Raw genomic sequence first — 24,953 nt, forward strand, 5'->3', positions numbered from 1 at the left:
TTTCCTCACACACCCTCCAGCAGCCGGTCGGCCTGTGCGCGGGCTTCGGGGGTGACCTCGGCGCCCGAGAGCATGCGCGCGATCTCTTCCTGCCGCCCCGCCTCGTCGAGCAAAGCGACGCCGGTTTTGGTCACCGTGCCCTCGCTCGACTTGGCAATCATGTAATGCATGCGGCCGCGCGCGGCGACCTGCGGGCTGTGTGTGACGGCGAGCAATTGCCCTTCGGACGAGAGCCGCGCGAGCCGTTCGCCGATGGCGCTGGCGACCGCGCCGCCGACCCCGCGGTCGATCTCGTCGAAGATCACTGTCGCTGCCCCGCCCTGCTCCGCCAGCGCGACCTTGAGCGCGAGGATGAAGCGCGACAGTTCGCCGCCGCTGGCAATCTTGGTCAGCGGCGCGAAATCGGCGCCGGGATTGGTGGCGATGAGGAATTCGACGGTGTCCATGCCCGCGGCGCCCCATTTGTCCTCGGGCAAAGCGGTCACCGCAGTGCGGAAGCGCGCAGCGTCGAGCTTGAGCGGCGCCAGTTCGCGCGTCACCGCCTCGTCCAGCCGCAGCGCCGCGGCAAGGCGGCTGGCGTGCAAAGCCTCCGCCGCCGCGCGGTAGCCGGCACCGGCATCCTTGGCCGCCGCTTCAAGCGCATCGAGTTCGGCCTCGCCGCCTTCGATGCTTTCGAGCCGGCTGCGCATGGCGCGCATCGTCTCGGGCAATTCGTCGACTTCGCAGCGGTGCTTGCGGGCCAGCGCGCGGAGTTCGAACAGGCGCGTTTCGGCGGCATCGAGCGCGGCGGGATCGTGGACCAGCGCCTCGGCCGCGGCCTGCAGCTTTTCTTCCGCCTCGCCCGCTTCGATCACCGCGCGGTCGAGCGCGCCCAGCGCCTCAGCCAGCAGCGCATGTTCGGGCGCGATCCGGTCGAGCCGCCGCGCCGCCACTCGCAGCGATGCGAGCGGCGAATCCGAGCCTTCCCACAAATGCCGCAATTCCTCGAGATCGCCCGACAGCTTCTCGCCCTTCTGCATGTCGGTGCGCGCTGCGGCGAGCCGCGCCTCTTCGCCCGCCTGCGGTTCGAGCGCGGTCAGTTCGGCGAGATGCGCGAGCAACAGATCCTGGTCGGCCTTGGCGGTTTCGACCGCGCCGCGCGCTTCGGCCAGCGCCTCCTCGGCGCTGCGCCATTTGCTCCACGCCTCGGCGACCCGCGCGGTATCGGCCCCGGCAAACCGGTCGAGCAAGACACGGTGGCCGCGCGGATTGACCAGCCCGCGATCGTCGTGCTGGCCGTGGAGTTCGACGAGGAAGCCCGCCATGTCGCGCAGCAGGGCAACGCTGACCGCCTGGTCGTTGACGAAGGCGCGGCTCTTGCCGTCGGGCTTGAGCTGGCGCCGCACGATCAGCGGTTCGCCACTCTCCAGCTCGATATCCGCATCGTCGAGCAATTCGGCCAGGCTGCGCGGGAGGGTGTGGAAGTCGAAGGTCGCCGAAACGCTGGCCTTGTCCTCGCCGCCGCGCACCAGACCGCTGTCGGCGCGGTTGCCCAGCACCAGCCCCAGCGCGTCGAGCAGGATCGACTTGCCCGCGCCGGTTTCGCCGGTGAGCACACCCAGCCCGCGCCCGAAGGAAAGGTCGAGCGCCTCGATCAGCACGATATTGCGGATGGATAGCCGGGTCAGCATGCAACGCCCTGTTAGCCGCTGCCGCGGGCCAAGTCAGCAAGCCTTTGCGCGCAATCGACAAGCTTTGCAGCGGCAAAATCTTGCCCATGCGTAAACGCCGAATTAGCAAATGCTACAATAGGACAGGCGGGTGTTTTGGCGACGCATCCTGAACGGCCTTGGCGGGCCGGGCATTCCCGCGCATCTGCGGGACGACTTCACGGTGCTCACTGCCCGCCACATGATAGGCCAGGCGCGGCTGCTGTTCGTCGGGTTCATCCTCAGCCTGCCTCTCGTCGCTTACGGAGCGAGCCCGGGTGCGGGACCGATGGTCGCCTATGGCTTGCCGCTGGTGGTGCTGGCGCTTGCGGCGCTCGGCCTGATCCTTCTCGCACGGCCGATGGAATTCGACGCCTCGACCACTCAGGACGCGCGGCGGATCATCGCCACGGTGTGGAAACTGTGCCTGCTCACCGCCGCGGTCGGCAGTGCGTGGTGCATCGCCAGCTGGGCGAGTGCACCGGCGGAAATGCGGATATACTACCCCGCGATCATGTCGCTCGGCGCGCTGATGCTCGGCTATTGCCTGACGGCGGTGCGCGGCATCGGCCTGTCGGTGCTGCTCGTGACGCTGGGCCCGGTGGCCGCCGCGCTGGCGAGCACGGGACAGCTGATGGACGCGGTGCTGGCCGCCGCAGTGATCATCGCGATGGGGTTCCAGCTGCTGCTGATGCGGCGGCACCAGCGTTTGCTGCTGAGCCTGGTCGAGGAACGCTACAGATCGGCCGAACTGGCGCGGCAGGATCCGCTCACCGGCCTCGCCAACCGCCGCGCATTGATGGAGCATTTCGAGTGCTTTGCCGAGCGCGGCCGCGCGGTGCGGCTGATGGTGGTCGATATCGATCGCTTCAAGACGATCAACGACCGCTTCGGGCATGATATGGGTGACGATGTGCTGCGCGCCTTCGCAGCGCTGCTGGTGATCCATGCGCGCGGTGAGATCTGCGCCGCACGGCTGGGGGGCGAGGAGTTCGCGCTGCTCGCCAGCGCCGATGCGCTCGACCCGGCGATCGCGCTGCAGGTGCTGGGCGAAATCCGCGGCGCCTACATGCCGCATGGCGAACAGATCACCGCGAGTATCGGGGTGGCGGATGCGGTGGTCACCGGTTCCGAGGACTGGACCGCGCTCTATGGCGAGGCCGACCGCGCGCTCTACCGCGCCAAGAACGAAGGTCGCAACCGGGTCATGTCATTCGATGAGGAAGAGGCGTCCGCCGCGCAGATCGAGGCCCCGCGCGTACGCCGGGCCTGACCTGCCGGACCCGATCAGCTGGGCTTTACGCCCGCGGCGTGATCCTCCACCAGCTCATACGCCTTGTCGTACCAGTCATTGCCCGGATAGTTCGCACCGAGCACCGCGGCATATTTCACCGCTTCGGCAGGAATCCCCAGCGCGAGGCTGGTCTCGGTCAGCCGGTACAGAGCTTCGGGCGCGTGGCTGGTGGTCTCGTAATTGTCGACCACGTTCTGGAAGCGGATTTGCGCCGCGATCCACTTGCCCGAGCGTTCGTAATGACGGCCGATCTCCATTTCCTTGCCCGCGAGGTGATCGCGCACCAGGTCGATCTTGAGCCGTGCATCGGCGGCGTAATCGCTATTGGGGAAACGGCGGTTGATCTCGTTGAGCGCGGTCAGCGCCTGATCGGTGATCTTCTGGTCGCGCTGGATGTCGCTGATCTGCTCGTAATAGCTGAGCGCGATCAGGTAGAACGCGTAGGGCGCGTCCTTGTTGCCCGGGTGGATCTGCAGGAAGCGCTGCGCTGCCTGGATCGCCTTGTTGTAATCCTGCGCGACGTAATAGCTGAACGAACCCATCAGCTGCGCACGGCGGGCCCAGGGCGAATAGGGATGCTGACGCTCGACCTCGTCGAACAGCGCGGCGGCCATTTCGGCCTGGCCATTGTCGAGCCGGCGCTTGGCCTCCCAATAGAGCGTTTCCACGTCGCGCGCGACATAGGCGGTGTCGCGGGGGCCGTTGTCGCGGCCCGCACATCCGGCGGTGAGGAGCGTCGCACCCGCAAGCGCGGCGCCGAGGATGAGCTTGGGGGTGGAGCGGGTCTGGGTTGTCATGGGAAGCAGCCTATAACCAGCGTCCCGATGAACGCCAAGTGAAGTTCGCGCCGCTGTCCCCCGAGGGCTAGTGCGCGTTGGAAATTTCTTCGGGTGCATCCCACAACAGATGGCGATTTTCGAGCATCACCAGATTGGCGCTGCGGATCACTTCGCCCTTGGTGCGATAGCCGAGCAATTGTTCGGCCTGCGTATCCGGATTGCTCGTCAGCACGCGCAATTCCTCCGAGGTGAAATCGCTCAGCCCGCGGGCGCGTTCGATGCCCTTGCTGTCGTAGATATGGAGCACGTCCCCGCGCGAGAAATCGCCGGTCATCGAGATCACGTCGCCGCGGCGGATCGGGCGATCGCCTCCCAGCCCCGAGGCGGTGGTATCGGAAATCACCAGACTGCCCGCCATCTGCAGGCGGTTGGCGATCCAGCTATCCCAGCCCGACAGCGGATTGGGGTGCGGGAGAATCTTGGTCGAGCGGCGCGTCTGTGCCAGCACGCTGGTAACCGGGTAATCCACCTCGCCCTGCGCGATCCAGGTGGTGACGCCTGCTTCCTGCGCCATGTTGGCGGCGAGCAGCTTGGTCTCCATCCCGCCCGTGCCGAGCGTGCTCTTGCCCTTGGTCGCGTCCATGTACAGGCTCACATCCTCGACCTCGGGCACGAATTGCGCCTCGGGATCGTCGGGATTGCGGTCGTAAAGACCGTCGACGCCGGTGAGAATCACGAAATCGTCCGCGCCGACCATCTGCGCGACCTTGGCCGCCAGCCGATCGTTGTCGCCGACACGAATTTCCTCGGTGGTGATGGTGTCGTTCTCGTTGACGATCGGGACCACGTTGGATTCGAGCAGGCGGTGCACAGTGTTGCGCGTATTGAGGAAGCGGCGGTGATCCTCGAAATCGCCCAACGTGAGCAGCACCTGGGCAATCTCGAAGCCGAATTCGTGCCCGACCTGCTTATAGGCATTGAGCAGCAGCGGCATGCCGCATGCGGCAGCGGCCTGCTTATCGGATACTCCGGCGCTTTCGGGCGTTTCCCCGATGATGCGCAGGCCCAATGCGACCGAGCCCGACGAGCACAGGATCACATTGGTACCTTCTGCGCGCAGTTGGGCAATGTCTTCCAGCAGGCGCTGGAGGAAGCCATAACGCGGAGTTAGGAGCTGTTGGTTGGCGAGGAGAGCCGAACCGATTTTGACGACGACGTTTCGTTTTTGGGTCATATTTTCGAATGTTGCGTAGGCTTGAAATTTCTCGAGCACAATATAGATAGTGGTTGTGCACTGCACAACCGTCTTTTTGAGAATACCGACCTAACATGAATAGGATCGTATTCGGTATAGTTAAAGCAGTAAGCTTCTAGGAAGCTCTTTTTATAGTCAAGTAAGTGCAAGATTACACAAGAGCCAAGGCGCTCGGAAACGGATTTTAGTCATTATAAAAACTGTTTGCATTGTCGGATGCGGAAAAATGGGCTCCGCTTTACTTTCGCAATGGGTCGAAGGGCCCGAAAAGATCACGGTGGTCGATCCCGCTGGCAGCGACGTGCCAGAAGAGGTCACCCTCGTCACCGACCGCGAACAGATTGCCGGCAAGCGATTCGACTGCATCGTCGCCGCCGTGAAGCCGCAGCTGATCGACGACATCATGGCCGATTATATCGAGCATCTGGCGCCGGGGGGCTACGTCCTCTCGATCGCCGCTGGCTATTCGGGCACGCGCCTGTCCAAGCTGATGGGTGACGCGCCGGTCATCCGCACAATGCCCAACCTTCCTGCAGCCATCGGCCGCGGCGTCAGCGGCATCTGCCCCGGGCCACATGCCAGTTCGATCCATGTCACCCATGCCGAGGCGTTCATGCGCCGCGCGGGCGCGACCATCACGGTGAGCAGCGAAGACAAGCTCGACAAGGTAACCGCCGTCGCGGGTTCGGGTCCCGGCTATGTCTTCGAGATTGCCCGCGCCTATGCCGAAGCGGCGATGGCGCAGGGCTTCGACGAGGACGAGGCGCGCGACATGGTGCTCGGCACCATTGGCGGGGCCATCGCCATGGCCAGCGAATCGTCGGCCCCCAGCCTCGAGGAATTGCGCAATTCGGTGACCAGCAAGGGCGGCACCACCGCCGCCGGTCTCGGCGCGCTCAACGCAGACGGTGGCCTTTCCAAGCGCCTGCATGATACTTTGCAGGCAGCCTACGACCGGGCGGTCGAGCTACGCTGAATGCCAGCGACTCCCGCCCCGAAACCAGATAGATGAGAGACACTATGACCGACCAGACACTCGACCCCCAATTGCATATTCACGACCTTGGCCAGCGCGCACGTAAAGCCGCGCGCGGCCTGCTGTCGGCCAGCACCGAGGCGAAGAACACTGCGCTGCGCGAAGCCGCCAAGGCGCTGCGTGACCGCATGCCCGACCTGCTCGAAGCCAATGCCAAGGATGTACAGAGCGTCGAAGGCAGCAAGCCCGAAAGCTTCATCGATCGCCTGCGCCTGACCGAAGATCGCATCGCAGGCATGGCCGGCGCGCTCGAGGAAATCGCCGAACTGCCCGACCCCGTCGGCCGCCAGCTGGCGACGTTCGAGCGGCCCAACGGCCTCACCATCGAACGCGTCGCGGTGCCCATTGGCGTGATCGGCATGATTTACGAATCGCGCCCCAATGTCGGCGCCGATGCCAGCGCGCTGTGCCTCAAATCGGGCAATGCGGTGATCCTGCGTGGTGGCAGCGAAAGCCGCTATTCGACGCGCGTGATCGTCGATTGCATGCGCGCCGGACTCAAAGCTGCCGGCCTGCCCGAAGATGCGGTGCAGACCGTCGGCACGACCGACCGCAATGCCGTCGCCGCGCTGCTCAAGGCCGATGAATTCGTCGATCTGGTGATCCCGCGCGGCGGGCGCGGCCTGGTGGAACTGGTACGCGACCAGGCCAGCGTGCCCACGTTGCTCCACCTCGACGGCAATTGTCACAGCTATGTCCATTCCGCCGCCGATCTCGACAAGGCGGTCAAGGTGATCCGCAATGCCAAGCTGCGCCGTACCGGCGTGTGCGGCGCGACCGAAAGCGTGGTTGTCGACCGCGCGGTGGCGGCAGACTTCATCCCGAAGTTCGCCGACACGATGGGCGCAGATTGCGAATTGCGCGGCGATGCCGACGCTGTGGCGATCGACGATCGCTTGAAGCAGGCGACCGAGGAAGACTGGAATACCGAGTATCTCGACCCGATCGCCAGCGTAAAGATCGTCGACGGTCTCGATGAAGGCATCGCCTGGGTCGAAGCGCATTCGAGCCATCATACCGACGCGATCATCACCGAGGACGACGACGCCGCGCGCAAGTTCATGACCAGCATCGACAGCGCGATCGTGATGCACAATGCCAGCACGCAGTTCGCCGATGGCGGCGAGTTCGGCATGGGCGCGGAAATCGGCATTGCGACGGGCAAGATGCACGCGCGCGGGCCGGTCGGCCTCGAACAATTGTGCAGCTTCAAATATCTCGTCCACGGCGACGGCCAGATCCGTCCGTAAACCCAGTTTGCGCTTTGCGCACCCGCATCCTCGGGGCTGTTCCTCCGTCGCTGCGCTCCTGCGGGCCCCTGCGGGCGGCCGGTCGGCCTTGCCGTTCGCTGGTCGCGAACGGGACTCGCGCGGTAGGATAGCGGGTCGCGATGATCCCGAGCTGCAGGCGAGGCAAGGGCGACCGCCCGCCCGCAGCGGGTGCAGCTTGCTGCACATCTAGCGAGGACGAACCCGCGGATGCGAGTTCGAAAAGCAAAAACTCCCCCCTCCCCCTTCCCCTCCCCAAGTTTTCCTACTCGCGCCAAATCTGCTCCACCCCCGCAGATGGACGACCCGAACCCCGACACCGCCCCCACCCAACACCCCCACACCCCGCGCGGCACGCTGCCCGACTTCACCCCCGTCCCGCGCCTGCGCGAGCGCTCGAACGGCTGGAAACCGCAGGTCCAGCGCGCCTTTATCGAGGCGCTGGCCGATACCGGCAGCGTCGCCAGCGCCTGCCGCCGCGTCGGCCGCGCCGAGGTCGGCGCCTATCTCCTGCGCCGCCACCCCGAGGCCGCCAGCTTCCGCAAGGCGTGGGAAGTCGCGCTCGATCTCGGCATGCGGCGGATCGAAGATGTCGCGATGGACCGCGCGCTCAATGGGGTCGAGGTGCCGGTCTATTCCTATGGCAAGCTGGTCGGCAGCCGCACGGTGCATAACGACCGGCTGCTGATGTTCATGCTGCGCAACCGCGCGCCCGAGCGTTTTGCGGAGGGCAAGCCCAAGGGCCTCAACGCGGTGGGCAAGATGGAGACCGAGCGGCTCAAGAAGCAATGGCGCAAGGAATGGGAAGCCGAGCGCAACGCCGGCGCGGGCGAGGAAGAGGCCGAAACGCTGCGTTCGCTCAACACCAAGCTGAACGCGGGCTACGAGAACTGGTACGCCCAGCTAAGCCCCCGCACCCGCGCGGCGTGGGAGGAGTACAAGCGGCTGGAGGCGCTCGACCAGGAGGAAGGCTACCTCTGCTACGACGACCCCGAGCATGAGCTCTATGACGATCCCGACGCGCGGTGGGACGAGGTGGACGAGGCGATGCCGTTACCGGCCCCGGAGAGGGGTGTGTGGGAGGCGCCGGAGGAGCCTGCCGAAGACGACGGCCCTCGCTGCCGGACGATCAAGGATGACGGGTGGGATTGAGCCCCAGCTTTTCACACACCCTGCGGCTCGCTGAGCCCGCACCGGTCTGGCGCTAGACCGCGAGGCGCAGCCGAGTGCAAGCGCGACCGCGCGCCGCGGCTTATGCCGCGTAGCCAAGGGGCGCGGATGCGCCCCGCCCGGCGCTTGAGGGCGCAAACAAAAGACTCTCTCGCCCCGCTACCCATTCTTACCTACTAGCGCCCCGATGGTGGACAACCTCAGCCCGGAAGACCGCAGCCGCTTGATGTCTCGTATTCGTGGGAAGGATACGAAGCCCGAGCTGATCGTGCGCCGACTCGTACACAGGATGGGCTATCGCTTCAGGTTGCACCGTCGCGATCTTCCGGGAAGCCCGGATTTGGTGTTTCCGGGGCGCAAAAAGGTGATCTTCGTCCACGGCTGCTATTGGCACCGCCATGATTGTAAAAAAGCGACGATGCCGAAGACCAACGTTAAGTTCTGGAAAAAGAAATTTGACGAAAACGTGATTAGGGACAATAATAACGTGAACGACTTGATCGAACTGGGGTGGGATACGATGGTCGTGTGGCAATGCGATGCCGAAAAGTCGGGAAATCTCGCCGAACGTTTGGCGGATTTCTTGGGGGACGCTCAATGAGTGCGCGCCCAGAAGTCGTCGATCTCTTTTGCGGGGTCGGTGCCCTTAGCCACGGCCTGAAGCTTGCCGGGTGCAGGATACTGGCCGGATACGATACGGACGAGCGATGCAAGCACGCCTTCGAGACAAACAACGGAGGCGAATTCGTCAAACGTGACGTCGGTAAGATGTCGGCGTACGAAATCATGGGTCGCTATTCGGGCGACGCGCCTAGCGTTTTGGCAGGATGCGCGCCGTGTCAGCCGTTTTCGACATACAAGCAGCGATACGCCGAAGACCCTCAATGGGGGCTGGTGCGGAAATTCGCCGAATTGGCTGCCGAGGTGCAACCCGACTTCGTCACGATGGAAAACGTGCCGTCGCTTTTGCGCTATAAGGATGGTTCCGTGTTTCGCATGTTCAAAGACATTTTGAATGAAGCGGGCTATCCGTTGAGAGTAACCGTCGCGAAATGCGAATTGTTCGGCGTGCCGCAGAAGCGCCGCCGGTTGGTTGTTGTAGCAGCCCGTGGACGAAAGATCGGGCCGCTGATCCCCGCTGAGAATGTAGGCCGAACGGTCAGGGAGGCCATAGGACACCTTCCCCCAATCGAAGCGGGAGCAAAACACGCCAACGACCCGCTTCATACATCATCATCGCTATCCGACTTAAACATGCGCCGGATGAAAGCTGCCAAGCCGGGAGGCACGTGGCGAGACTGGCCGGAAGACTTACGCGCGGACTGCCATCGACGAGCGAGTGGCAAGACTTATCCGGGTGTTTACGCCAGAATGATGTGGGACGAACCGGCACCCACAATGACAACCCAATGCTTTGGCTTTGGGAATGGGCGCTTCGGCCATCCCGAACAAGATCGAGCAATCAGCTTGCGAGAGGCTGCACTCCTGCAATCGTTTCCCGAGGGCTATGAATTCGTCCCAACTAACGAGAAGCCGAGCATGAAGGAAGTTGGTCGTTGGATTGGCAATGCCGTGCCGGTTGAACTAGGGCGGGCGATTGGAAATACAATTTTGGTGGGGCTTTGATCTATGGCCATAGAGCATGATGCAAAAGACTATCAATTCGCGATTTCCCTCAGCGTTCTCAACCATTTGGGTAGAAACCTCTATCGGAATTTCGTAACTGTTCTTGGTGAAGCGATATCCAATTCTTGGGACGCTGACGCGACGAGAGTATGGATTGATATCGATCGAGAGAATGACAGTTTTATGATCTCGGATGATGGGGTGGGAATGACGTCGGATGATTTTGAGAATAAGTTTCTCAAGATTGGATATTCGAAACGCAAAGAAGGGGGAATGGCAAGCGTCAAAGGAAGGCCCTATATTGGCGCCAAAGGTATTGGAAAGCTTGCCCTCTTATCTTGCGCAGATAAAGTGTCCATTTTCACTCATACCGAAGGCACCCCTTATACTGGCGGCGTTATCATAAATGAGCAGCTTGATGCTGCGATTCAAAATGATCTAGTCCCCGATCAGTATCCGTTGGAACAACTTGATTACGATCTCATCGAAGACGTGTTCGAAAGAGATAAACATGGAACCACGATAGTTTTTGAAGGAGCCGGTCGCGTTCTCAGTAATACTGATGGCTACATCAGAAAAATCCTGGCCCTATCTTTTCAATTTAGTCTGATTGATCCAAATTTCACTATCTACGTGAACGATGAGGAGATAGCAGTCCACGACCTCGCGGATCTTTCCAAGAATACACAATTCTTGTGGACAATTAACGGGTACGACGATGATTACTTGGGAACGCTCGACAAGTTAGCGAGGCCCAAAGAAGAATTGACCACAGACCTAGCGATTTCCGGATATATAGCTTCGGTTGAATTACCGAGACATGCGAAGATACACGGGATGGACGAACGGGTGACTATCGATCTTTTCGTCAACGGGAGAGTGAGAGACAAAAACGTTATAAGGCATGTTCCCACCCAGCGAATTGTCGAAAGCTACATATACGGGCAACTACATTTCGATGGTCTCGACCGCGAGAATGCGGACCCTTTCACAAGCAGTCGTGAGGGCATCGTAGAAAACGACGTGGAGTTTAAAAAGCTCCTAGAATACATACAGAAGGTCTTACTGCCGAAGGTCTTCGATGATTGGGACAAATTTCGCGGAGAAATCGGCAAGGAAGGCGATGATGAAAATCCTCGCCGGACGAAAAAGGAGAGAAAAGCCGCCGCCCTCGTCTCAGCAGCCGAAGAGGAATTCACCGAGGACCTTCCACCTGAGCAGAAAAATACCGTTGATGGGTGGGTGAATGAAATCCGTCCCGACGCACAATTTAACGTGGCTGCTTACATCGATTGCTTCTTGTCAGAAAATTTGGTCCGCAAATTCATGAGCGAGAAGGATATTGCCGTTCACAACTCGGTGACAGGCGAGGTTACGAAATATCGCACCAGAGAAACGCAGGCAAAACAAAGGGCTAACATAAACTTCGACGTTCGCCGTGGTGACGACGATTTGCTTTATCTGGGCATGAATGAGCTTGCTATTTGTGCTGAAGGGGGCGCTGCTCAAGACGGTCAAGTGAATCCAATGGTTCAATCTGCAACCGCCTACAAACCAGTGCGCGATGCAGTTGGGCATACAAGTCGATTGGCAGATCCCGCCAAATTGCATCTGACCGTTACCTTCGAAAATATAAAGGGGCGGGTAAAGACGCTGTTGAGCGAGATGGAACCCTAGGAACCTATTCCTTGTCCCACAATCAGCAGAGCGGCGATTGACGCGTCCTGCGGGATGGTTACGTGGCCCGCCACTTTCGCGGGGGTAGGCCGCCCTTCAGGCGATCGCGCGTTCTTCGTCGCTTTGCGTCTTCGCGCGGAGCACCTCTCGCCCGCCGTCGGGCGCCGCTCCACGATTGCTGGGGCAATCGCTCCATGCGCCCGCAAAATCCCCTACCCCTTCTTCCGCTTCTTCCGCGCCGCATATTTCGCGTCGCGCGCGGCCTTCAACTCCGCTTCGGTTGGTGCGGGGACCGCCTCGGCTTCGGCCTTGGCCTTGGCGGCGGCCTGTTTGTCGGCCTTGGCCTGCGCGATCGCGGCGCGCTTGGCGGCGCTCTTTTCGGCGATGGCGGCTTCTCGCGCTTCCTGTGCGGCCTTGCGCTTGGCAATCGTCGCCTCGTCGAGCTTGGGCGCGTCGGCCAGCTTCTTCAGCGCCTGCTCGCGCGCCTTCTGCGCCAGGGCGAGGCGGTCTTGCAGATTGGGGTCCTTGTATCCGGACATAAGCGGTAATCTCTTTTCTGGTTGGCCGGCGGGGTGAGCCGCGGGCTGATGGGGGCTGGACAGCACTGGCGCCGGGGGCGCGGGCCTATTCCTCGCCCATGCGCAGCGCGGCGATGAACGCCTCCTGCGGGATACTCACATTGCCATACTCGCGCATCCGGGCCTTGCCCTTCTTCTGCTTTTCGAGCAGCTTTTTCTTGCGGCTGATGTCGCCGCCATAGCATTTGGCGGTCACGTCCTTGCGCATCGCGGCGATGGTTTCGCGCGCGATGACCTTGCCGCCGATCGCCGCCTGGATGGGCACCTTGAACAGGTGCCGCGGGATGAGGTCCTTCAGTCGTTCGCACATGCCGCGCCCGCGGCTTTCGGCGACATCGCGGTGGACGATCATCGACAGCGCATCGACCGGTTCGTTGTTCACTAGGATGCTCATCTTGACGAGGTCGCCCTCGCGCAGGCCGATCTGTTCATAGTCGAAGCTGGCATAGCCGCGGCTGATCGATTTCAGGCGGTCGTAGAAATCGAACACCACTTCGTTGAGCGGCAATTCGTAGGTCACCTGCGCGCGCCCGCCGACATAGGTCAGATCGACCTGGATGCCGCGCCGGTCCTGGCACAGCTTGAGGATCGAGCCGAGATATTCGTCGGGCGTGTAGATCACCGCCTTGATCCACGGCTCCTCGATCTGCTCGATACGGCTGGGATCGGGATAGTCGGCGGGGTTGTGCAGCATCAGCTCCTGCGCCGGGTCGGTCCGCGACTTGTTGAGCTGGATGCGATAGACCACCGAGGGGGCGGTGGTGATCAGGTCGAGATCGTATTCGCGCGTGAGGCGTTCCTGGATGATCTCGAGATGCAGCAGGCCGAGGAAGCCCGCGCGGAAGCCGAAGCCCAGCGCGGCGCTGCTTTCGGCCTCGAAGCTGAAGCTGGCATCGTTGAGCCGCAGCTTGCCGATGCTCTCGCGCAGTTTCTCGAAATCGGCGGCATCGACGGGGAACAGCCCGCAGAACACCACCGGCTGGACTTCCTTGTAGCCGGGCAGCGCCTTCTCCGCCCCGCCCTTCACCGTGGTGATCGTGTCGCCGACGCGCGCCTGTTCGACTTCCTTGATCTGCGCGGTGATGAAGCCGATCTCGCCCGGGCCGAGTTCGGGCAGGTCGGTGCGCTTGGGGGTGAAGCAGCCGACGCGGTCGATCAGGTGCTGCGTGCCGCCCTGCATGAATTTGACGTTGAGGCCCTTCTTGATCGCGCCGTCCATCACGCGGACGAGGATGACCACGCCGAGATAGGGGTCGTACCATGAGTCGACCAGCATGGCTTTCAGCGGGGCGTCGCGGTCGCCCGTGGGGGACGGGATGCGTGCGACGAGCGCCTCGAGCGTGTCTTCGATGCCGATGCCCGACTTGGCGCTGGTGAGCACCGCGCCGCCCTCCTGCCAGGTGCCGGTGGCCTCGATGCCGACGATTTCCTCGATTTCCTCGGCCACACGCTGCGGTTCGGCGGCGGGGAGGTCGATCTTGTTGATGACGGGGAGGATCTCGTGGTCGTGCTCGATCGACTGGTAGACATTGGCAAGCGTCTGCGCCTCGACGCCTTGCGCGGCATCGACCACCAGCAGCGCGCCTTCGCACGCGGCGAGGGAGCGCGAGACTTCATAGGCGAAGTCGACATGGCCGGGCGTGTCCATGAGGTTGAGCTCATAGGTCTCGCCATCCTTGGCGGTGTAGTTGAGGCGCACCGTCTGCGCCTTGATCGTGATGCCGCGCTCCTTCTCAATGTCCATGTTATCAAGGACTTGCTCGGACATCTCGCGATCGGTCAGCCCGCCGCAATGCTGGATCAGCCGGTCGGCAAGCGTCGACTTGCCATGGTCGATATGGGCGATGATACTGAAATTGCGTATTTTTGTGAGGTCGGTCATACAAACTGCTTAAGCGGAAAAAGGCGGCACACAGAATGCCTTGCGCGCGCCTTAGCCGGGGGAGACTAACTCGCCAAGCACCGTATCCTCGCGGGGTCAGTAACCTGTGCCCGGTTTGGGTGTCCCGACTTCGACCTCGACGAACTGCCTGGGTGAGCCGGCACCCTCCTGCTCGCCCATGATCAGCGAATAGGGATCCTGCGGCAATGCGGCGAGCGGACGCCCCGCAGCCTCGATCTGGTAGGGCGAGACGCGGTGGCGCGTACACAGCCCCTCGGCGCCGTCGCTAATGAGTGGGTTCTCGAACTCGACGCCTTGCAGCGCCCCCTTCGAGCGCCGCACCGTTGCCACCGCCAGCTGCCCGCCGCCAAGATCGAGCACCACCTGCGTGCCCAGCGGCACTTCGAGCAAGCCCTCGATCATCGCGCCCGTCTTCGACAGGTTGCGCATCACGACCTTGTAGCGATTGTCCTCGTGGATCAGCCCGATCCGGCGGAACACGGTCTTGCGCGCGGCGCGATATTTGGCCGGCCCCCGCGCCTCGTAGGTCTGCTGCCCATTGGCCAGCCGGTCGACGAAATCCTCGTTTGGCATCGGGCGGGCGAAGATGAAGCCCTGGACCAGCGTCGCGCCGCGTTGGGTAACGAGTTCGAGTTCGTCCCTGGCCTCGACCCCCTCGGCTACCGTTTCCATGCCCAGCGCATCGGCAAGACCGACGATCGCGGTAAGAATCGCGGCGTTGTTATTCCCTTCCTCGGTGGCCCCGCGAACAAAGCCCTGGTCGATCTTGATCGTGTCGAACGACGCAGTGCGCAGATAGCTCAGCGAGCTGTAGCCCGAGCCGAAATCGTCGAGCGCGAGATTGACGCCCAGTTCCTTGAGTTCGGCGAACATCCCCTGCGCGCGGCCGATATCGCCGAGGAACACGTTTTCGGTGATCTCTAGTTCAAGGCGCGCGGCGTCGAGACCGCTATTGGTCAGGGCGTTCCGGACAGTCTGCGCAAAATCGTCATGTGCGAACTGCATGGGCGATACATTGACCGCGACCCGCAGCTCGACCGGCCATTGCTTGGCCTGGCGGCACACCTCATTGAGCGCCCACTCCCCCATCTCCCTGATGATCCCGATATCCTCGGCTACCGGGATAAAAACCGCGGGCGGGACATCGCCATTCTCTGGATGGTCCCACCGCATCAGCGCCTCGCAGGACTGCACTTTGTAGGTCTTGGCGCAGACGACCGGCTGGTAGTGCATCGAAATCTGGCCATTGGCAATCGCGTCGCGCAGATCCTCCTCGACCCGGCGTCGTTCTTGAACGCTGTTTTTGAGGTCGCTCGAATAGAACCGGTACTGGCCGCGCCCGCCGCCCTTGGCTGCATAGAGCGCCAGATCGGCAGCGGTAACCAGTTCCTTGGTATCGAGCCCGTCATAGGGTGCGATGGCTACGCCGATCGACGCCCCGATGATCGCACGTGCGCCATCGATCGAATAGGGCTGCGACAATGCCTGGATGAGGCGCTGTCCAAGCTCGCCGAGCGCGCCGCGATCGTCGACATCGGGCTGAACGATCTGGAACTTACCGCCACCCAGATGGCCGATCTCGCCCTCGCTATCGACGATCTGTTCGAGCCGCGCCGCCACCTGCTTGAGCAGTTCGTCGCCGCCCTGCTGGCCCATGGTGTCGGTGATCTGCTTGAACCGGTCCAGATCGAGCGTCAGCAGCGCACAGGCGCGTTTGGAATTGCGATAGGAGGTGAGCGTCTCGGTCAGCCGCGTAGTCAGGCGTTCGCGATTGGCGAGGCCGGTCAGCGGATCGAATTGCGCGACCCGTTCGGCATTGAGATCGCTTTCGCGACTGGCAGTGACATCCCTGGCGCTACCGCGATAACCGGTGAAACGGCCCTTCTCGTCGAATTGCGGTTTTCCGGCGATTTCCCACCAGACTTCCTCTTTGGTGAAAGCCAGCCGGACATTGAGCCCGCTGATCGAATTGCGCGCGCTCAGCAGGAAGACAAGCGGGCGCTGGGTCTTGTTCGGATCATCGAACCGTTCGGGAATAAACAATTCGCCCAGCGGTTTGCCGATCGCCTCGCCATCCGACCAGCCCAGCTTCTCGGAGGCATTGTCCGACAGATAGATGAGGCGTCCTTGCGCATCGGTGGCCCAGAACCAGCCAAGCCCGGCAGCCTCGAAACTGTCGAGCAGTTCAACCCGGCGGACGGCATCGGAAGCGGCGATGGGGCGCAGCGGTGCCTCGTCCGACCCCGCGTCCTCGTCCGCCGTTGCCCGCACCGATCGCGAGAAGAACCCTGCCATGTGTATTGTTGCTCCGATTGATTGCCCGGGGGTGCAGTCCGGTGCCCCCCGGCGAAGGCCAATCATAGCAAATGTACCTTAACAGGCGGCTAACCATGTTTTCCGGGGGTTTACGGCTGTCCGCATCGGGTTGCCAGCCAGCGGGTGCACGTGCATGGATTGCCCGTCTTGTGGGAGAAGGACATGCGGCACATTGCGATCGTGGGGTCGGGCCCGGCGGGCTATTACACGGCCGAAGCAGCGGTCAAGAAATGGGGCGAGGACGCCCGCATCGACGTGTTCGACAAACTTCCCGTGCCCTTCGGGCTGATCCGCACCGGGGTCGCCCCCGACCACCAATCGATCAAGGCCGTCGCGCGTCGCTATGAAAAGACCGCGATCGGCGACACCGTCCGGTTCGTCGGCAATGTCGCGGTGGGCGAAGACATCACGATTGCCGAACTGGGCGAGCTTTACGATGCGGTGGTGCTGGCCACCGGGGCGCCGGTCGACCGCGCGCTGCCGATTGCCGGTGCCGAAGCGGACAACGTCATTGGCAGTGCGGCCTTCGTCGGCTGGTACAATGGCCACCCCGAATTCGCCGCGCTCGAACCGCAGCTATCGGGCAAGCATGTAATCGTGATCGGGATGGGCAATGTCGCGCTCGACGTCGCACGCATCCTCGCCAAGACCGAAAGCGAGTTCGCGGGATCGGATATCGTCACCCATGCGCTCGGCTCCCTGCGCGCCAGCTCTATCGAGACGATCACCATCCTTGGACGTCGCGGGCCGCATCAGATCATGATGACGCCCAAGGAACTGGGCGAACTGCTGCATCTCGAACGCGCCTGCCCGCAAGTCGATGAAGCCGACCTGCCGCCGGTCGATGACGATGCCGCACTCGAGCCGGGCCAGCGTAAATCGGTTACCCTGCTGCGCGAATTTGCCGCCCTTCCCGCCGCGGCAAGCAGCGAAAAGCCGCTCACGATCGCGTTCGATTTCTATGCCAGTCCGCAGGCGATCGTGAGCGAGAACGGCACGGTCACCGGCGTCGAGGTAGAGCGGACCGTGATCGAGGACGGCCGTGCGACGGGCACGGGCGAGACCTACCGCCTGCCGGCCGATCTGGTAGTGACATGCATCGGCTATCAGACATCCCCGATACCCGGCGTCCCCTTCGACGAGCGCGCCGGTCGCTTCGCCAATGACGAGGGGCGGATCGAACCCGGCCTTTACTGCGTCGGTTGGGCCAAGCGCGGCCCCAGCGGCACGATCGGCACCAACCGGCCCGATGGCTATGCGGTGATCGATATCGTGGACGCGGACATCGGCGCTGACTCGGACAGAGCCGGACGCGACGGGTTCGACCAGCTCGCCCGCGAGCGCGACCTCGACGTGGTGACCTTTCGCGACTGGCAGAAGATCGAGGAAGCCGAGGTCGCGGCTGCCCGCACCGGTGCCCCGCGTGAAAAATTCGTCGATATCGCCAGCATGATCGCTGCCCGCGGGGAATAAGCCACGCTTGCCTAATTCGCCTCGCCGCAGCATGAACCGCCGCGGTCGCATCTATACCATAAGAAAATCAGCGGAGAGACCCTCGAACATGACCAGGCTCGACAGCGAAGCTGCGCGGCACACCGGCGGCTGCGGCCCACATGGCCAACCGGCGCGGGAGAATGCGGCCACACCGAAAGGTGTGGATATTTGTTCGGGGAGTGCCAGCTAGGTGGCCGGGGATCCGGCGCTGGCTGCCAATCCGCTCTCCCATCAATCCATCCGCCCGACCTCCGGCGAAGGTGGCGCACTGGGCCGGACCGGCTTTGCCTGGGCGGTCTTCGAATGGGCCCGCAATCCCTATTACGTTCTCGTCGTCATCTACATTTTCGCGCCCTATTTCGCGCGCGACATCATCGGTGCGGATTTGCTGGCCAGCGGCACACTCGACGCGATGGAGCCCGAGGCGGCATTGGCCGCGGCCAATGCGCAAGGCCAGGCCACGATCGCCTCGGTCACCAAATGGGCCGGGATCATCGCTGCCCTGACTGCGCCCTTCCTTGGCGCGGCGCTCGATCGCGGGGGGCGGCTCAAGCCGATTCTCGTTATTTTCCTCGGCTCGATCGCGATCTGCTCGGCGCTACTGTGGTTTGCCATGCCAGGCGGTGCGGGCCTGCCGGTGCCGATGATCATGGCGCTGCTGGTCGTCGCCTATGTCAGCTTCACTTATTCCGAGGTCACGCATAACGCGATGCTCAGCGTCGCCGGTGAGCCGCGACGGCTGGCGATGATCTCGGGTCTCGGCCTTGGCTTGGGCAATCTTGCCGCGACGTTGATCTTCATCGCCATCGCATTGTTGTTCGTCCTGCCCGCGATGATCGGCTGGCCCTTCGCAGTCCCGCAATTCGGCGTCGACCTAGCGAGCTTCGAACATGCCCGCATGGTCGGCCCGATCTGCGCGGTCTGGCTGGTGCTGTTCTCGATCCCTTTCTTCCGCAATGCCCGCGATCCGGGTGTTCCGGGGGCAAGCTGGATTGCGGCATTCCGCGATGGCGCGCGTAGCGTTTGGCGCACGGTGCGCGAGGCAGCGCAATACCGCCAGCTTATGACCTTTCTGGTGGCGCGCATGTTCTATGCCGACGCCATGGCCGCGCTGCTGGCGCTCGGCGCGGTCTATGTCGCGCTGTTCCTCGGCTGGAACTTCCTTGAAATGCTGTGTTACGCGATCTTCGCCAGCGCCTGCGCCTTCTGTGGCGGCATCTTTGGCGGGTGGCTGGAAGGGAAGGTCGGCGTGAAACGTGCGCTGGCGCTGGAAATCCTCGCGATGATCGTCGTCGGGCTGGTCCAGCTCAGCATCACGCGCGACAGCCTGTTTCTCGGGCAGGTCGAAAATTTCGTGGTGTGGGATGGGTTGGTCTTCCGCACGCTGTCGGACCTCGTCTATCTCGGGCTGATCAGCATCATCGCGGTGACCGCCACGGCAAGCATTTCATCGAGCCGGAGCATGCTGGTCACCCTCGCCCCGCCGGGACGCAGCGGCGAATTCTTCGGGCTCTACGCCATTGCCGGGACGATCACCGTGTGGATGGGACCGCTGCTGGTCGAACAGTTCACGCTGTGGTCGGGCGACCAGCGAATCGGGATGACCTCGATCCACCTGCTGTTCGTTGTCGGCCTTGCCGCACTGCTGACGGTGAGGATGCCCGACCGGGCCGCCTAGTCTGCGCTGGACTCATCGGTTGCAATGTGGAACCTTCCTCCGTGGAGAGAGGAGCACAAACATGCCCGCATATGATTTGATCATTCGCAACGGGACCATCGTCGATGGCACCGGCCAGGACCGCTTTACCGGCGACATCGCCATCAAGGATGGCCTGATCGCCCAGGTGGGCGAGGTCAGCGGCGATGCCGCCGAGGAAATCGACGCGCAGGGGCATCTGGTTACTCCCGGCTTTGTCGACATCCACACGCATTACGACGGGCAGGCGACCTGGGACCAGGAAATGGCCCCCTCGAGTTGGCACGGCGTGACCACCGTGGTGATGGGCAATTGCGGCGTTGGCTTCGCGCCCGCCAAGCCCGACAAGCACGAATGGCTGATCGGCCTGATGGAAGGCGTCGAGGATATTCCGGGCACCGCTCTGGCCGAAGGCATGAACTGGGATTGGGAGACCTTCCCCGAATATCTCGATGCGCTCGAGAAACTGCCGCGCACCGTCGATGTGGGCACGCATGTCCCGCATGGTTCGGTCCGCGCCTATGTGCTGGGCGACCGCGAGCGTCCCGGAGCCGTGCCGACCGCCGAAGATATTGCCGCCATGAGCCGCATCGTCGAAGACGGCGTACGCGCGGGCGCGCTGGGTTTCTCCACCTCGCGCACCGTGCTGCACCGCGATATCGGCGGCGAAGTCGTTCCCGGGACCACCGCCACCGCCGAAGAACTGGTCGAGATCGGCCGCGCCATGGGCCGCGCCGGGCATGGGGTGTTCGAAATGGCCAGCGACATGATGCGCGAATGGGACGAGTTCGGCTGGATGGGGCAGATGAGCCGCGAAACCGGCCTGCCCGTCACCTTCGCAGCGCTCCAGTCGATCGCCAAGGAAATGCCGCTCGACGAGCAGATCGAAAGCATGCGCGCCGAGAACGACAATGGCGCCAATATCGTCGCGCAGATTGCGCTGCGTGGCAACGGCATCGTGATGGCGTGGCAGGGTACCGTCCACCCCTTCCGCCTCAAGCCAAGCTGGAAGGAGGTCGAGGATCTGCCGTGGGAAGAGCAGCGCGCAAAGCTGATGGATCCCGAGTTCAAGGCGCGCCTGATCGCCGAGCAGCATGACTTTTCCGAGGTCAACCAGGACATCATGGGGCTGATCATGGTCGTCTGCGGCGGCTGGAACATGCAGTTCGAGATGGACCCGGACTTCAATTACGAACCAACTGCGGACGAAAGCATTCTCGAACGCGCCAAGGCCGCGGGCATGTCCGGCGATGAATATGCCTATGAGCTGCTCTGCCGCGACGAGGGCAAGGGCTTCATCTACCTGCCCATCCTCAATTACGCCGATGGCAATCTCGATTTCCTGAAGGACCTGCAGCACGCTGACGACACGGTGAATTCGCTGTCCGATGGCGGCGCACATTGCGGCACGATCTGCGATGCCGCATCGCCCACCTTCATGCTGCAACACTGGGTGCGCGACCGTGCGCGCGGCACGATCAGCCTGGAAAACGCGATCAAGCGCCAGTGCAACGACACCGCCCGGCTTTACGGGCTCGAGGATCGCGGCGTGCTCGCGCCGGGCTATCTCGCCGATCTCAACATCATCGACATGGACCGGCTCAAACTCGGCAAGCCGTGGCTGGCCTTCGACCTGCCTGCAGGCGGCAAGCGGCTGTTGCAAAAGGCCGAAGGCTATGTCGCCACGATCAAGAATGGCACGGTCACCTTCCGCGAAGGTGAATGGACCGGCGAAGCGCCCGGGGGCCTGATCCGCGGCCCGCAGCGGGTCGAACTGCTGGAGGCAGCCGAATGAAAGCCATTCGTACGGGCGCGGCCCCGTCCACCCTCGACGCGCTCGAATATTGCGACATCGACGATGCGGCCGCGCCCGGACCCGGCGAAATTACGGTCGGGTTGAAGGCCAGCTCGCTCAACTATCACGACTATGCGGTGGTCAAGGGCATGATCCCGACCCCGCAAGGCCGCATCCCGATGTCCGATGGTGCGGGCGTGGTCACCGCGGTGGGCGAAGGCGTGACCGAATTCGCCGTGGGCGATCGCGTCGTCAGCACCTTCTTTCCCGACTGGCTCGACGGGTCTCCGCCGACCAGCGCGTTCACCCGCGTGCCGGGTGACGGGATCGACGGCTATGCGCGCGAAGCGGTTACCGCGCCGACGCACTGGTTCACCCGTGCGCCCAAGGGTTTCAGCCATGCCGAAGCGGCCACGCTGACCTGCGCCGGGCTGACCGCGTGGCGGGCTTTGTTCGTCGATTATACGCTCAAACCCGGTGACACGGTGCTGGTCCAGGGTACCGGCGGCGTGTCGATCTTCGCGCTTCAGTTTGCCAAGACGGCGGGCGCGACGGTGATCGCCACCAGCTCCTCGGACGAGAAGCTCGAGCGGGTGAAGGCGCTCGGTGCCGACCATCTGATCAATTACAAGGAAGTGCAGGCCTGGGGGCCCAAGGCGCTGGAGATCACCGGCGGCCGCGGGGTCGATTGCGTGGTCGAGATCGGCGGTGCGGGCACGCTCGACCAGTCGATGCTGGCGAGCCGCGTGAGCGGGCATGTCGCGCTGATCGGCGTGCTGGCCGGTTTTGCCGGTCCGGTGCAGACCGCGCTGCTGTTCTCCAAGAACCTCAAGGTGCAGGGCCTGACCGTGGGCAGCCGCAAGATGCAGCAGGATATGGTCGCGGCGATCGAGGCGAACGGGTTGAAACCCGAGATCAGCGATACATTCACGCTTGAAAACCTCGCCGATGCTTTCCGCCACCAGGAAAGCGGCGGCCACTTCGGCAAGATCGCGGTCGAGATCTAGGGCTCGATCACGATCCCCCTTGCGGGATCGACGCTGCCGCCGGCCATGGCGGCGAACATGTCGCGCGCGGCGGCGAGGCCCGCGAGCCGTTCGATGGTTACGCTGTCACCCGCATCGGCAAGGAATGCGCGCCAGCTGGCCGCCATCTGCTTGCCCGCCTCCTCGGGGCCGAGGTCCTTGAACAGCGCCACCGCGTGATCGGGCGCGAAGAACAGCGTGGGCGTCGGCCCGGGAAGCTCTGCGCTGCCCCCGCCCCGTTCGTCGATATGCGTCGCCCCGACGAGGCAGGAGTATTGCAACACCTCGCCCAGCTGTTCGTGGATCTCGCGCAGGAGGCCGGCATTGCCCGCGAAATCGACCGCCACGCTCGGCTCTTGGGTGACCTCGCCAACGCGGTCATAGGCGATCACCTCGTCGTACAGCTCGCTCGCCTCGACAAATGCGACATTGCCCGCCGAGGTCAGCCCCACCCGCCGCACGTCGGGCGAACGATGCTTGGCCACGCTCGCCAGACCCATCGCGGTCTTTGACGAGGCGCTGGTGATGACCAATTGCTGCGCACCGAACCAGTCTTGCGAGCGCATGAAATATTCGATCAGGAAGCCGGTCTTGAACAGCGGCCCGAAGATCATCCGCTCGCCCTCACGCGAAGGGTCATGCTCGGGATCGGCGGCGAGCCGGGAATACTGGTTGTAGATCGGGCTCATCGGCTGGCGATGCTCGGCCATGTCGGTGAAACCGCTCGCAGAAAGCTTGCCGGGCACGACATCGAGATGCGTCGCCATGGGCAGGTAGCCATAGACCCGCTCGCCAACCGCCACATCGGGGTGGTTGCTTTCGATCACCCGCGCATGCCCCCACATCGGCACGATGCCCATGCCTTCGGGAGCAGGAAAGAAGTTCCAATAGCCGAAACCGTCGCCAACGACCGCATAGGTCACATTGTTGGCGGTGACCGAGAAGCTCTCGATCGCGAGGCGGATGGCGCCTGCGGCCAACTCGCCCTGTTCGCCTTCGACCAGTTCGGTCTTGGCAATTGCATCCTTGCGGACATGAACCTGCTGCATTCGCACCTCTCCTTGCAGAGCGAGGCTACCGCCCCGCCGATGCGAATGCGAGCGATTAAACCCGCATCGGCATCAGCACGTACAGCGCGGGCGAATTCTCGTCCTTGCGGATCAGCGTCGGGGCGCCAGCATCGGCCAGGTGGATCTCCACCGTATCGGCATCGATCTGGTTGAGGATGTCCTTGAGATAGCCCGCGTTGAAGCCGATCTCGAACCCGTCGGACGAATATTCGGCGGGCACTTCCTCGGTCGCGGTGCCGTTGTCAGGACTGGTAACGGTGAGCGTTACCTTGTCCTTGTCGAGCCCCATCTTGACCGCACGGGTCTTCTCGGTGGCGATCGTTGCGACACGGTCGACGCCCTCGTGGAAGCTCTTCGGATCGAGCCTCAACAGCTTGTCGTTACCCGTTGGGATAACGCGCGAATAATCCGGGAAGGTGCCGTCGATCAGCTTGCTGGTCAGGACCACCCCGCCCGTCCCGCCAAGCTTGAAGCGGATCTTGCTGGCGGACAGGTCGATCTGGACATTTCCGTCGAGCGATTCGTCGAGCAGCTTGCGCAATTCGGCCACGGCTTTGCGCGGCACGATGACATCGGGCATGCCTTCCGCACCGGCCGGACGCGGCAAGGTGAAACGCGCGAGGCGGTGGCCATCGGTGGCAGCCGCCCGGAGCACGGGTTCATTGTCGTCCGAGACGTGGAAGAAGATACCGTTGAGATAGTAGCGGGTCTCTTCGGTCGAGATCGCGAAGCGGGTGCGGTCGATCAGTTCGGCCAGCGTCTTGGCGGGCAGTTCGAAACTGGTCGGCAGATCGCCTTCGACGATGACGGGGAAATCGTCGCGCGGCAGCGTGGGCAGCGAGAAGCGGCTGCGCCCGGCGTTGATCGCCATGCGGTTTTCCGCCGCTTCGAGGCTGACCTGCGACCCTTCGGGCAGCTTGCGCGCAATGTCGAACAGCAAGTGCGCCGACACCGTGATCGCGCCCGCACTGTCGACGCTGGCATCCATATGCTCGACCACCTGCAGATCGAGATCGGTCGCCATGACCTTAAGCGAATTGTCGCCTTTGGCCTCGATCAGCACGTTGGAGAGGATGGGGATGGTGTTACGGCGTTCTACGACCGACTGCACGTGGCTGAGACAACGCAGCAGCGTCGCGCGTTCGATGGTGGCCTTCATGGTCCTACTTTCGTCCCTTTTGGGCGCCTGGCAGGCCGGAATCGCCCCACCAGCGCCGGAATACGGATAGTCACCCTAGCGGGGCGGGCTTGGGGGGCAAGGCCGGACGCCGCGGCGCCGCAAT

19 protein-coding genes are annotated in these 24,953 nt (G+C 63.0%); 11 read left to right on the top strand and 8 right to left on the bottom strand.

The genetic code is table 11. The annotated features are described in order from the left end of the window. Window positions 1-5: 5 nt before the first annotated feature. Window positions 6-1,670, bottom strand: coding sequence for a DNA repair protein RecN (recN, locus tag N6L26_RS05390; RefSeq protein WP_263607021.1), 1,665 nt, complete (start codon window positions 1,668-1,670; stop codon window positions 6-8). 130 nt (window positions 1,671-1,800) lie between these two features. Here recN and N6L26_RS05395 point away from each other — a divergent pair, with 130 nt between their 5' ends. Then, window positions 1,801-2,961 carry a sensor domain-containing diguanylate cyclase gene (locus N6L26_RS05395; protein WP_263607022.1) on the top strand — a complete coding sequence of 387 codons (1,161 nt, stop codon included), beginning with the start codon at window positions 1,801-1,803 and terminating at the stop codon, window positions 2,959-2,961. 14 nt (window positions 2,962-2,975) lie between these two features. Here N6L26_RS05395 and N6L26_RS05400 read toward each other — a convergent pair whose 3' ends face one another. Both N6L26_RS05400 and proB read right to left on the bottom strand, forming a co-directional pair. Further along, the gene (locus N6L26_RS05400; RefSeq protein WP_263607023.1) at window positions 2,976-3,779 is read right to left on the bottom strand and encodes an outer membrane protein assembly factor BamD; all 804 of its coding nucleotides are present in this window, start codon (window positions 3,777-3,779) and stop codon (window positions 2,976-2,978) included. 67 nt (window positions 3,780-3,846) lie between these two features. Next, a complete protein-coding gene (gene proB, locus N6L26_RS05405; protein ID WP_263607024.1) occupies window positions 3,847-4,995 on the bottom strand; it encodes a glutamate 5-kinase in 1,149 nt (382 codons plus the stop codon). 229 nt (window positions 4,996-5,224) lie between these two features. Between proB and N6L26_RS05410 the strand changes: the two genes are divergently transcribed. From N6L26_RS05410 to N6L26_RS05435, 6 genes are all read left to right on the top strand, one after another. Further along, complete coding sequence (locus tag N6L26_RS05410) at window positions 5,225-5,992, top strand: pyrroline-5-carboxylate reductase family protein (RefSeq protein ID WP_263607258.1); 768 nt, start codon at window positions 5,225-5,227, stop codon at window positions 5,990-5,992. A gap of 44 nt (window positions 5,993-6,036) precedes the next feature. Further along, complete coding sequence (locus N6L26_RS05415; protein WP_263607025.1) at window positions 6,037-7,302, top strand: glutamate-5-semialdehyde dehydrogenase; 1,266 nt, start codon at window positions 6,037-6,039, stop codon at window positions 7,300-7,302. Between the two features lie 315 nt (window positions 7,303-7,617). Further along, window positions 7,618-8,472: a hypothetical protein gene (locus tag N6L26_RS05420; protein WP_263607026.1), complete on the top strand. Its 855-nt coding sequence runs from the start codon at window positions 7,618-7,620 to the stop codon at window positions 8,470-8,472. A 205-nt stretch (window positions 8,473-8,677) separates the two neighbouring features. Next, on the top strand, window positions 8,678-9,091 hold the full coding sequence (locus N6L26_RS05425) for a very short patch repair endonuclease (protein WP_263607027.1): 414 nt from the start codon (window positions 8,678-8,680) through the stop codon (window positions 9,089-9,091). Next, window positions 9,088-10,116 (top strand): DNA cytosine methyltransferase, encoded by a 1,029-nt coding sequence (locus N6L26_RS05430; RefSeq protein WP_263607028.1) that lies wholly within the window; start codon window positions 9,088-9,090, stop codon window positions 10,114-10,116. The genes N6L26_RS05425 and N6L26_RS05430 overlap by 4 nt, the downstream gene beginning before the upstream one ends. A gap of 3 nt (window positions 10,117-10,119) precedes the next feature. Continuing rightward, complete coding sequence (locus N6L26_RS05435; protein WP_263607029.1) at window positions 10,120-11,793, top strand: ATP-binding protein; 1,674 nt, start codon at window positions 10,120-10,122, stop codon at window positions 11,791-11,793. Between the two features lie 212 nt (window positions 11,794-12,005). Here the strand turns inward: N6L26_RS05435 and N6L26_RS05440 are convergent, their stop codons facing one another. The 3 genes from N6L26_RS05440 to N6L26_RS05450 all read right to left on the bottom strand — a co-directional run bounded on the left by N6L26_RS05440 (window position 12,006) and on the right by N6L26_RS05450 (window position 16,569). Beyond that, on the bottom strand, window positions 12,006-12,332 hold the full coding sequence (locus N6L26_RS05440; protein WP_263607030.1) for a DUF6481 family protein: 327 nt from the start codon (window positions 12,330-12,332) through the stop codon (window positions 12,006-12,008). 85 nt (window positions 12,333-12,417) lie between these two features. Then, window positions 12,418-14,253, bottom strand: a complete 1,836-nt coding sequence (gene lepA, locus N6L26_RS05445; protein WP_263607031.1) for a translation elongation factor 4 — start codon at window positions 14,251-14,253, stop codon at window positions 12,418-12,420. Between the two features lie 96 nt (window positions 14,254-14,349). Next, the gene (locus N6L26_RS05450) at window positions 14,350-16,569 is read right to left on the bottom strand and encodes an EAL domain-containing protein (protein WP_263607032.1); all 2,220 of its coding nucleotides are present in this window, start codon (window positions 16,567-16,569) and stop codon (window positions 14,350-14,352) included. A 183-nt stretch (window positions 16,570-16,752) separates the two neighbouring features. Between N6L26_RS05450 and N6L26_RS05455 the strand changes: the two genes are divergently transcribed. The 4 genes from N6L26_RS05455 (at window position 16,753) to N6L26_RS05470 (ending at window position 22,582) form a co-directional block, all read left to right on the top strand. Next, window positions 16,753-18,063 carry an FAD-dependent oxidoreductase gene (locus N6L26_RS05455; protein WP_263607033.1) on the top strand — a complete coding sequence of 437 codons (1,311 nt, stop codon included), beginning with the start codon at window positions 16,753-16,755 and terminating at the stop codon, window positions 18,061-18,063. Window positions 18,064-18,274: 211 nt separating this feature from the next. Further along, window positions 18,275-19,762 (top strand): MFS transporter, encoded by a 1,488-nt coding sequence (locus tag N6L26_RS05460; protein WP_263607034.1) that lies wholly within the window; start codon window positions 18,275-18,277, stop codon window positions 19,760-19,762. A gap of 61 nt (window positions 19,763-19,823) precedes the next feature. After that, a complete protein-coding gene (locus N6L26_RS05465; RefSeq protein WP_263607035.1) occupies window positions 19,824-21,575 on the top strand; it encodes an N-acyl-D-amino-acid deacylase family protein in 1,752 nt (583 codons plus the stop codon). After that, window positions 21,572-22,582: a zinc-dependent alcohol dehydrogenase family protein gene (locus tag N6L26_RS05470; protein ID WP_263607036.1), complete on the top strand. Its 1,011-nt coding sequence runs from the start codon at window positions 21,572-21,574 to the stop codon at window positions 22,580-22,582. Before N6L26_RS05465 ends, N6L26_RS05470 begins: the two co-directional genes overlap by 4 nt. On the opposite strand, the gene N6L26_RS05475 is transcribed toward N6L26_RS05470, so the two are convergent. Together N6L26_RS05475 and dnaN are read right to left on the bottom strand one after the other, a co-directional pair. Next, window positions 22,579-23,649, bottom strand: coding sequence for a DUF2855 family protein (locus N6L26_RS05475; protein WP_263607037.1), 1,071 nt, complete (start codon window positions 23,647-23,649; stop codon window positions 22,579-22,581). The genes N6L26_RS05470 and N6L26_RS05475 overlap by 4 nt on opposite strands. A 55-nt stretch (window positions 23,650-23,704) precedes the next feature. Beyond that, complete coding sequence (dnaN, locus tag N6L26_RS05480; RefSeq protein ID WP_263607038.1) at window positions 23,705-24,829, bottom strand: DNA polymerase III subunit beta; 1,125 nt, start codon at window positions 24,827-24,829, stop codon at window positions 23,705-23,707. Between the last annotated feature and the right edge of the window lie 124 nt (window positions 24,830-24,953).

Source organism: Qipengyuania sp. SS22 (assembly GCF_025736935.1).
Lineage (GTDB): Bacteria > Pseudomonadota > Alphaproteobacteria > Sphingomonadales > Sphingomonadaceae > Qipengyuania.

Bases quoted from the DNA above. Each gene is read 5' to 3' on its own strand.
- recN (WP_263607021.1), bottom strand. From the start codon at position 1,670: ATGCTGACCCGGCTATCCATCCGCAATATCGTGCTGATCGAGGCGCTC.
- N6L26_RS05400 (WP_263607023.1), bottom strand. From the start codon at position 3,779: ATGACAACCCAGACCCGCTCCACCCCCAAGCTCATCCTCGGCGCCGCG.
- proB (WP_263607024.1), bottom strand. From the start codon at position 4,995: ATGACCCAAAAACGAAACGTCGTCGTCAAAATCGGTTCGGCTCTCCTC.
- N6L26_RS05415 (WP_263607025.1), top strand. From the start codon at position 6,037: ATGACCGACCAGACACTCGACCCCCAATTGCATATTCACGACCTTGGC.
- N6L26_RS05420 (WP_263607026.1), top strand. From the start codon at position 7,618: ATGGACGACCCGAACCCCGACACCGCCCCCACCCAACACCCCCACACC.
- N6L26_RS05425 (WP_263607027.1), top strand. From the start codon at position 8,678: ATGGTGGACAACCTCAGCCCGGAAGACCGCAGCCGCTTGATGTCTCGT.
- N6L26_RS05430 (WP_263607028.1), top strand. From the start codon at position 9,088: ATGAGTGCGCGCCCAGAAGTCGTCGATCTCTTTTGCGGGGTCGGTGCC.
- N6L26_RS05435 (WP_263607029.1), top strand. From the start codon at position 10,120: ATGGCCATAGAGCATGATGCAAAAGACTATCAATTCGCGATTTCCCTC.
- N6L26_RS05440 (WP_263607030.1), bottom strand. From the start codon at position 12,332: ATGTCCGGATACAAGGACCCCAATCTGCAAGACCGCCTCGCCCTGGCG.
- lepA (WP_263607031.1), bottom strand. From the start codon at position 14,253: ATGACCGACCTCACAAAAATACGCAATTTCAGTATCATCGCCCATATC.
- N6L26_RS05450 (WP_263607032.1), bottom strand. From the start codon at position 16,569: ATGGCAGGGTTCTTCTCGCGATCGGTGCGGGCAACGGCGGACGAGGAC.
- N6L26_RS05455 (WP_263607033.1), top strand. From the start codon at position 16,753: ATGCGGCACATTGCGATCGTGGGGTCGGGCCCGGCGGGCTATTACACG.
- N6L26_RS05465 (WP_263607035.1), top strand. From the start codon at position 19,824: ATGCCCGCATATGATTTGATCATTCGCAACGGGACCATCGTCGATGGC.
- N6L26_RS05470 (WP_263607036.1), top strand. From the start codon at position 21,572: ATGAAAGCCATTCGTACGGGCGCGGCCCCGTCCACCCTCGACGCGCTC.
- N6L26_RS05475 (WP_263607037.1), bottom strand. From the start codon at position 23,649: ATGCAGCAGGTTCATGTCCGCAAGGATGCAATTGCCAAGACCGAACTG.
- dnaN (WP_263607038.1), bottom strand. From the start codon at position 24,829: ATGAAGGCCACCATCGAACGCGCGACGCTGCTGCGTTGTCTCAGCCAC.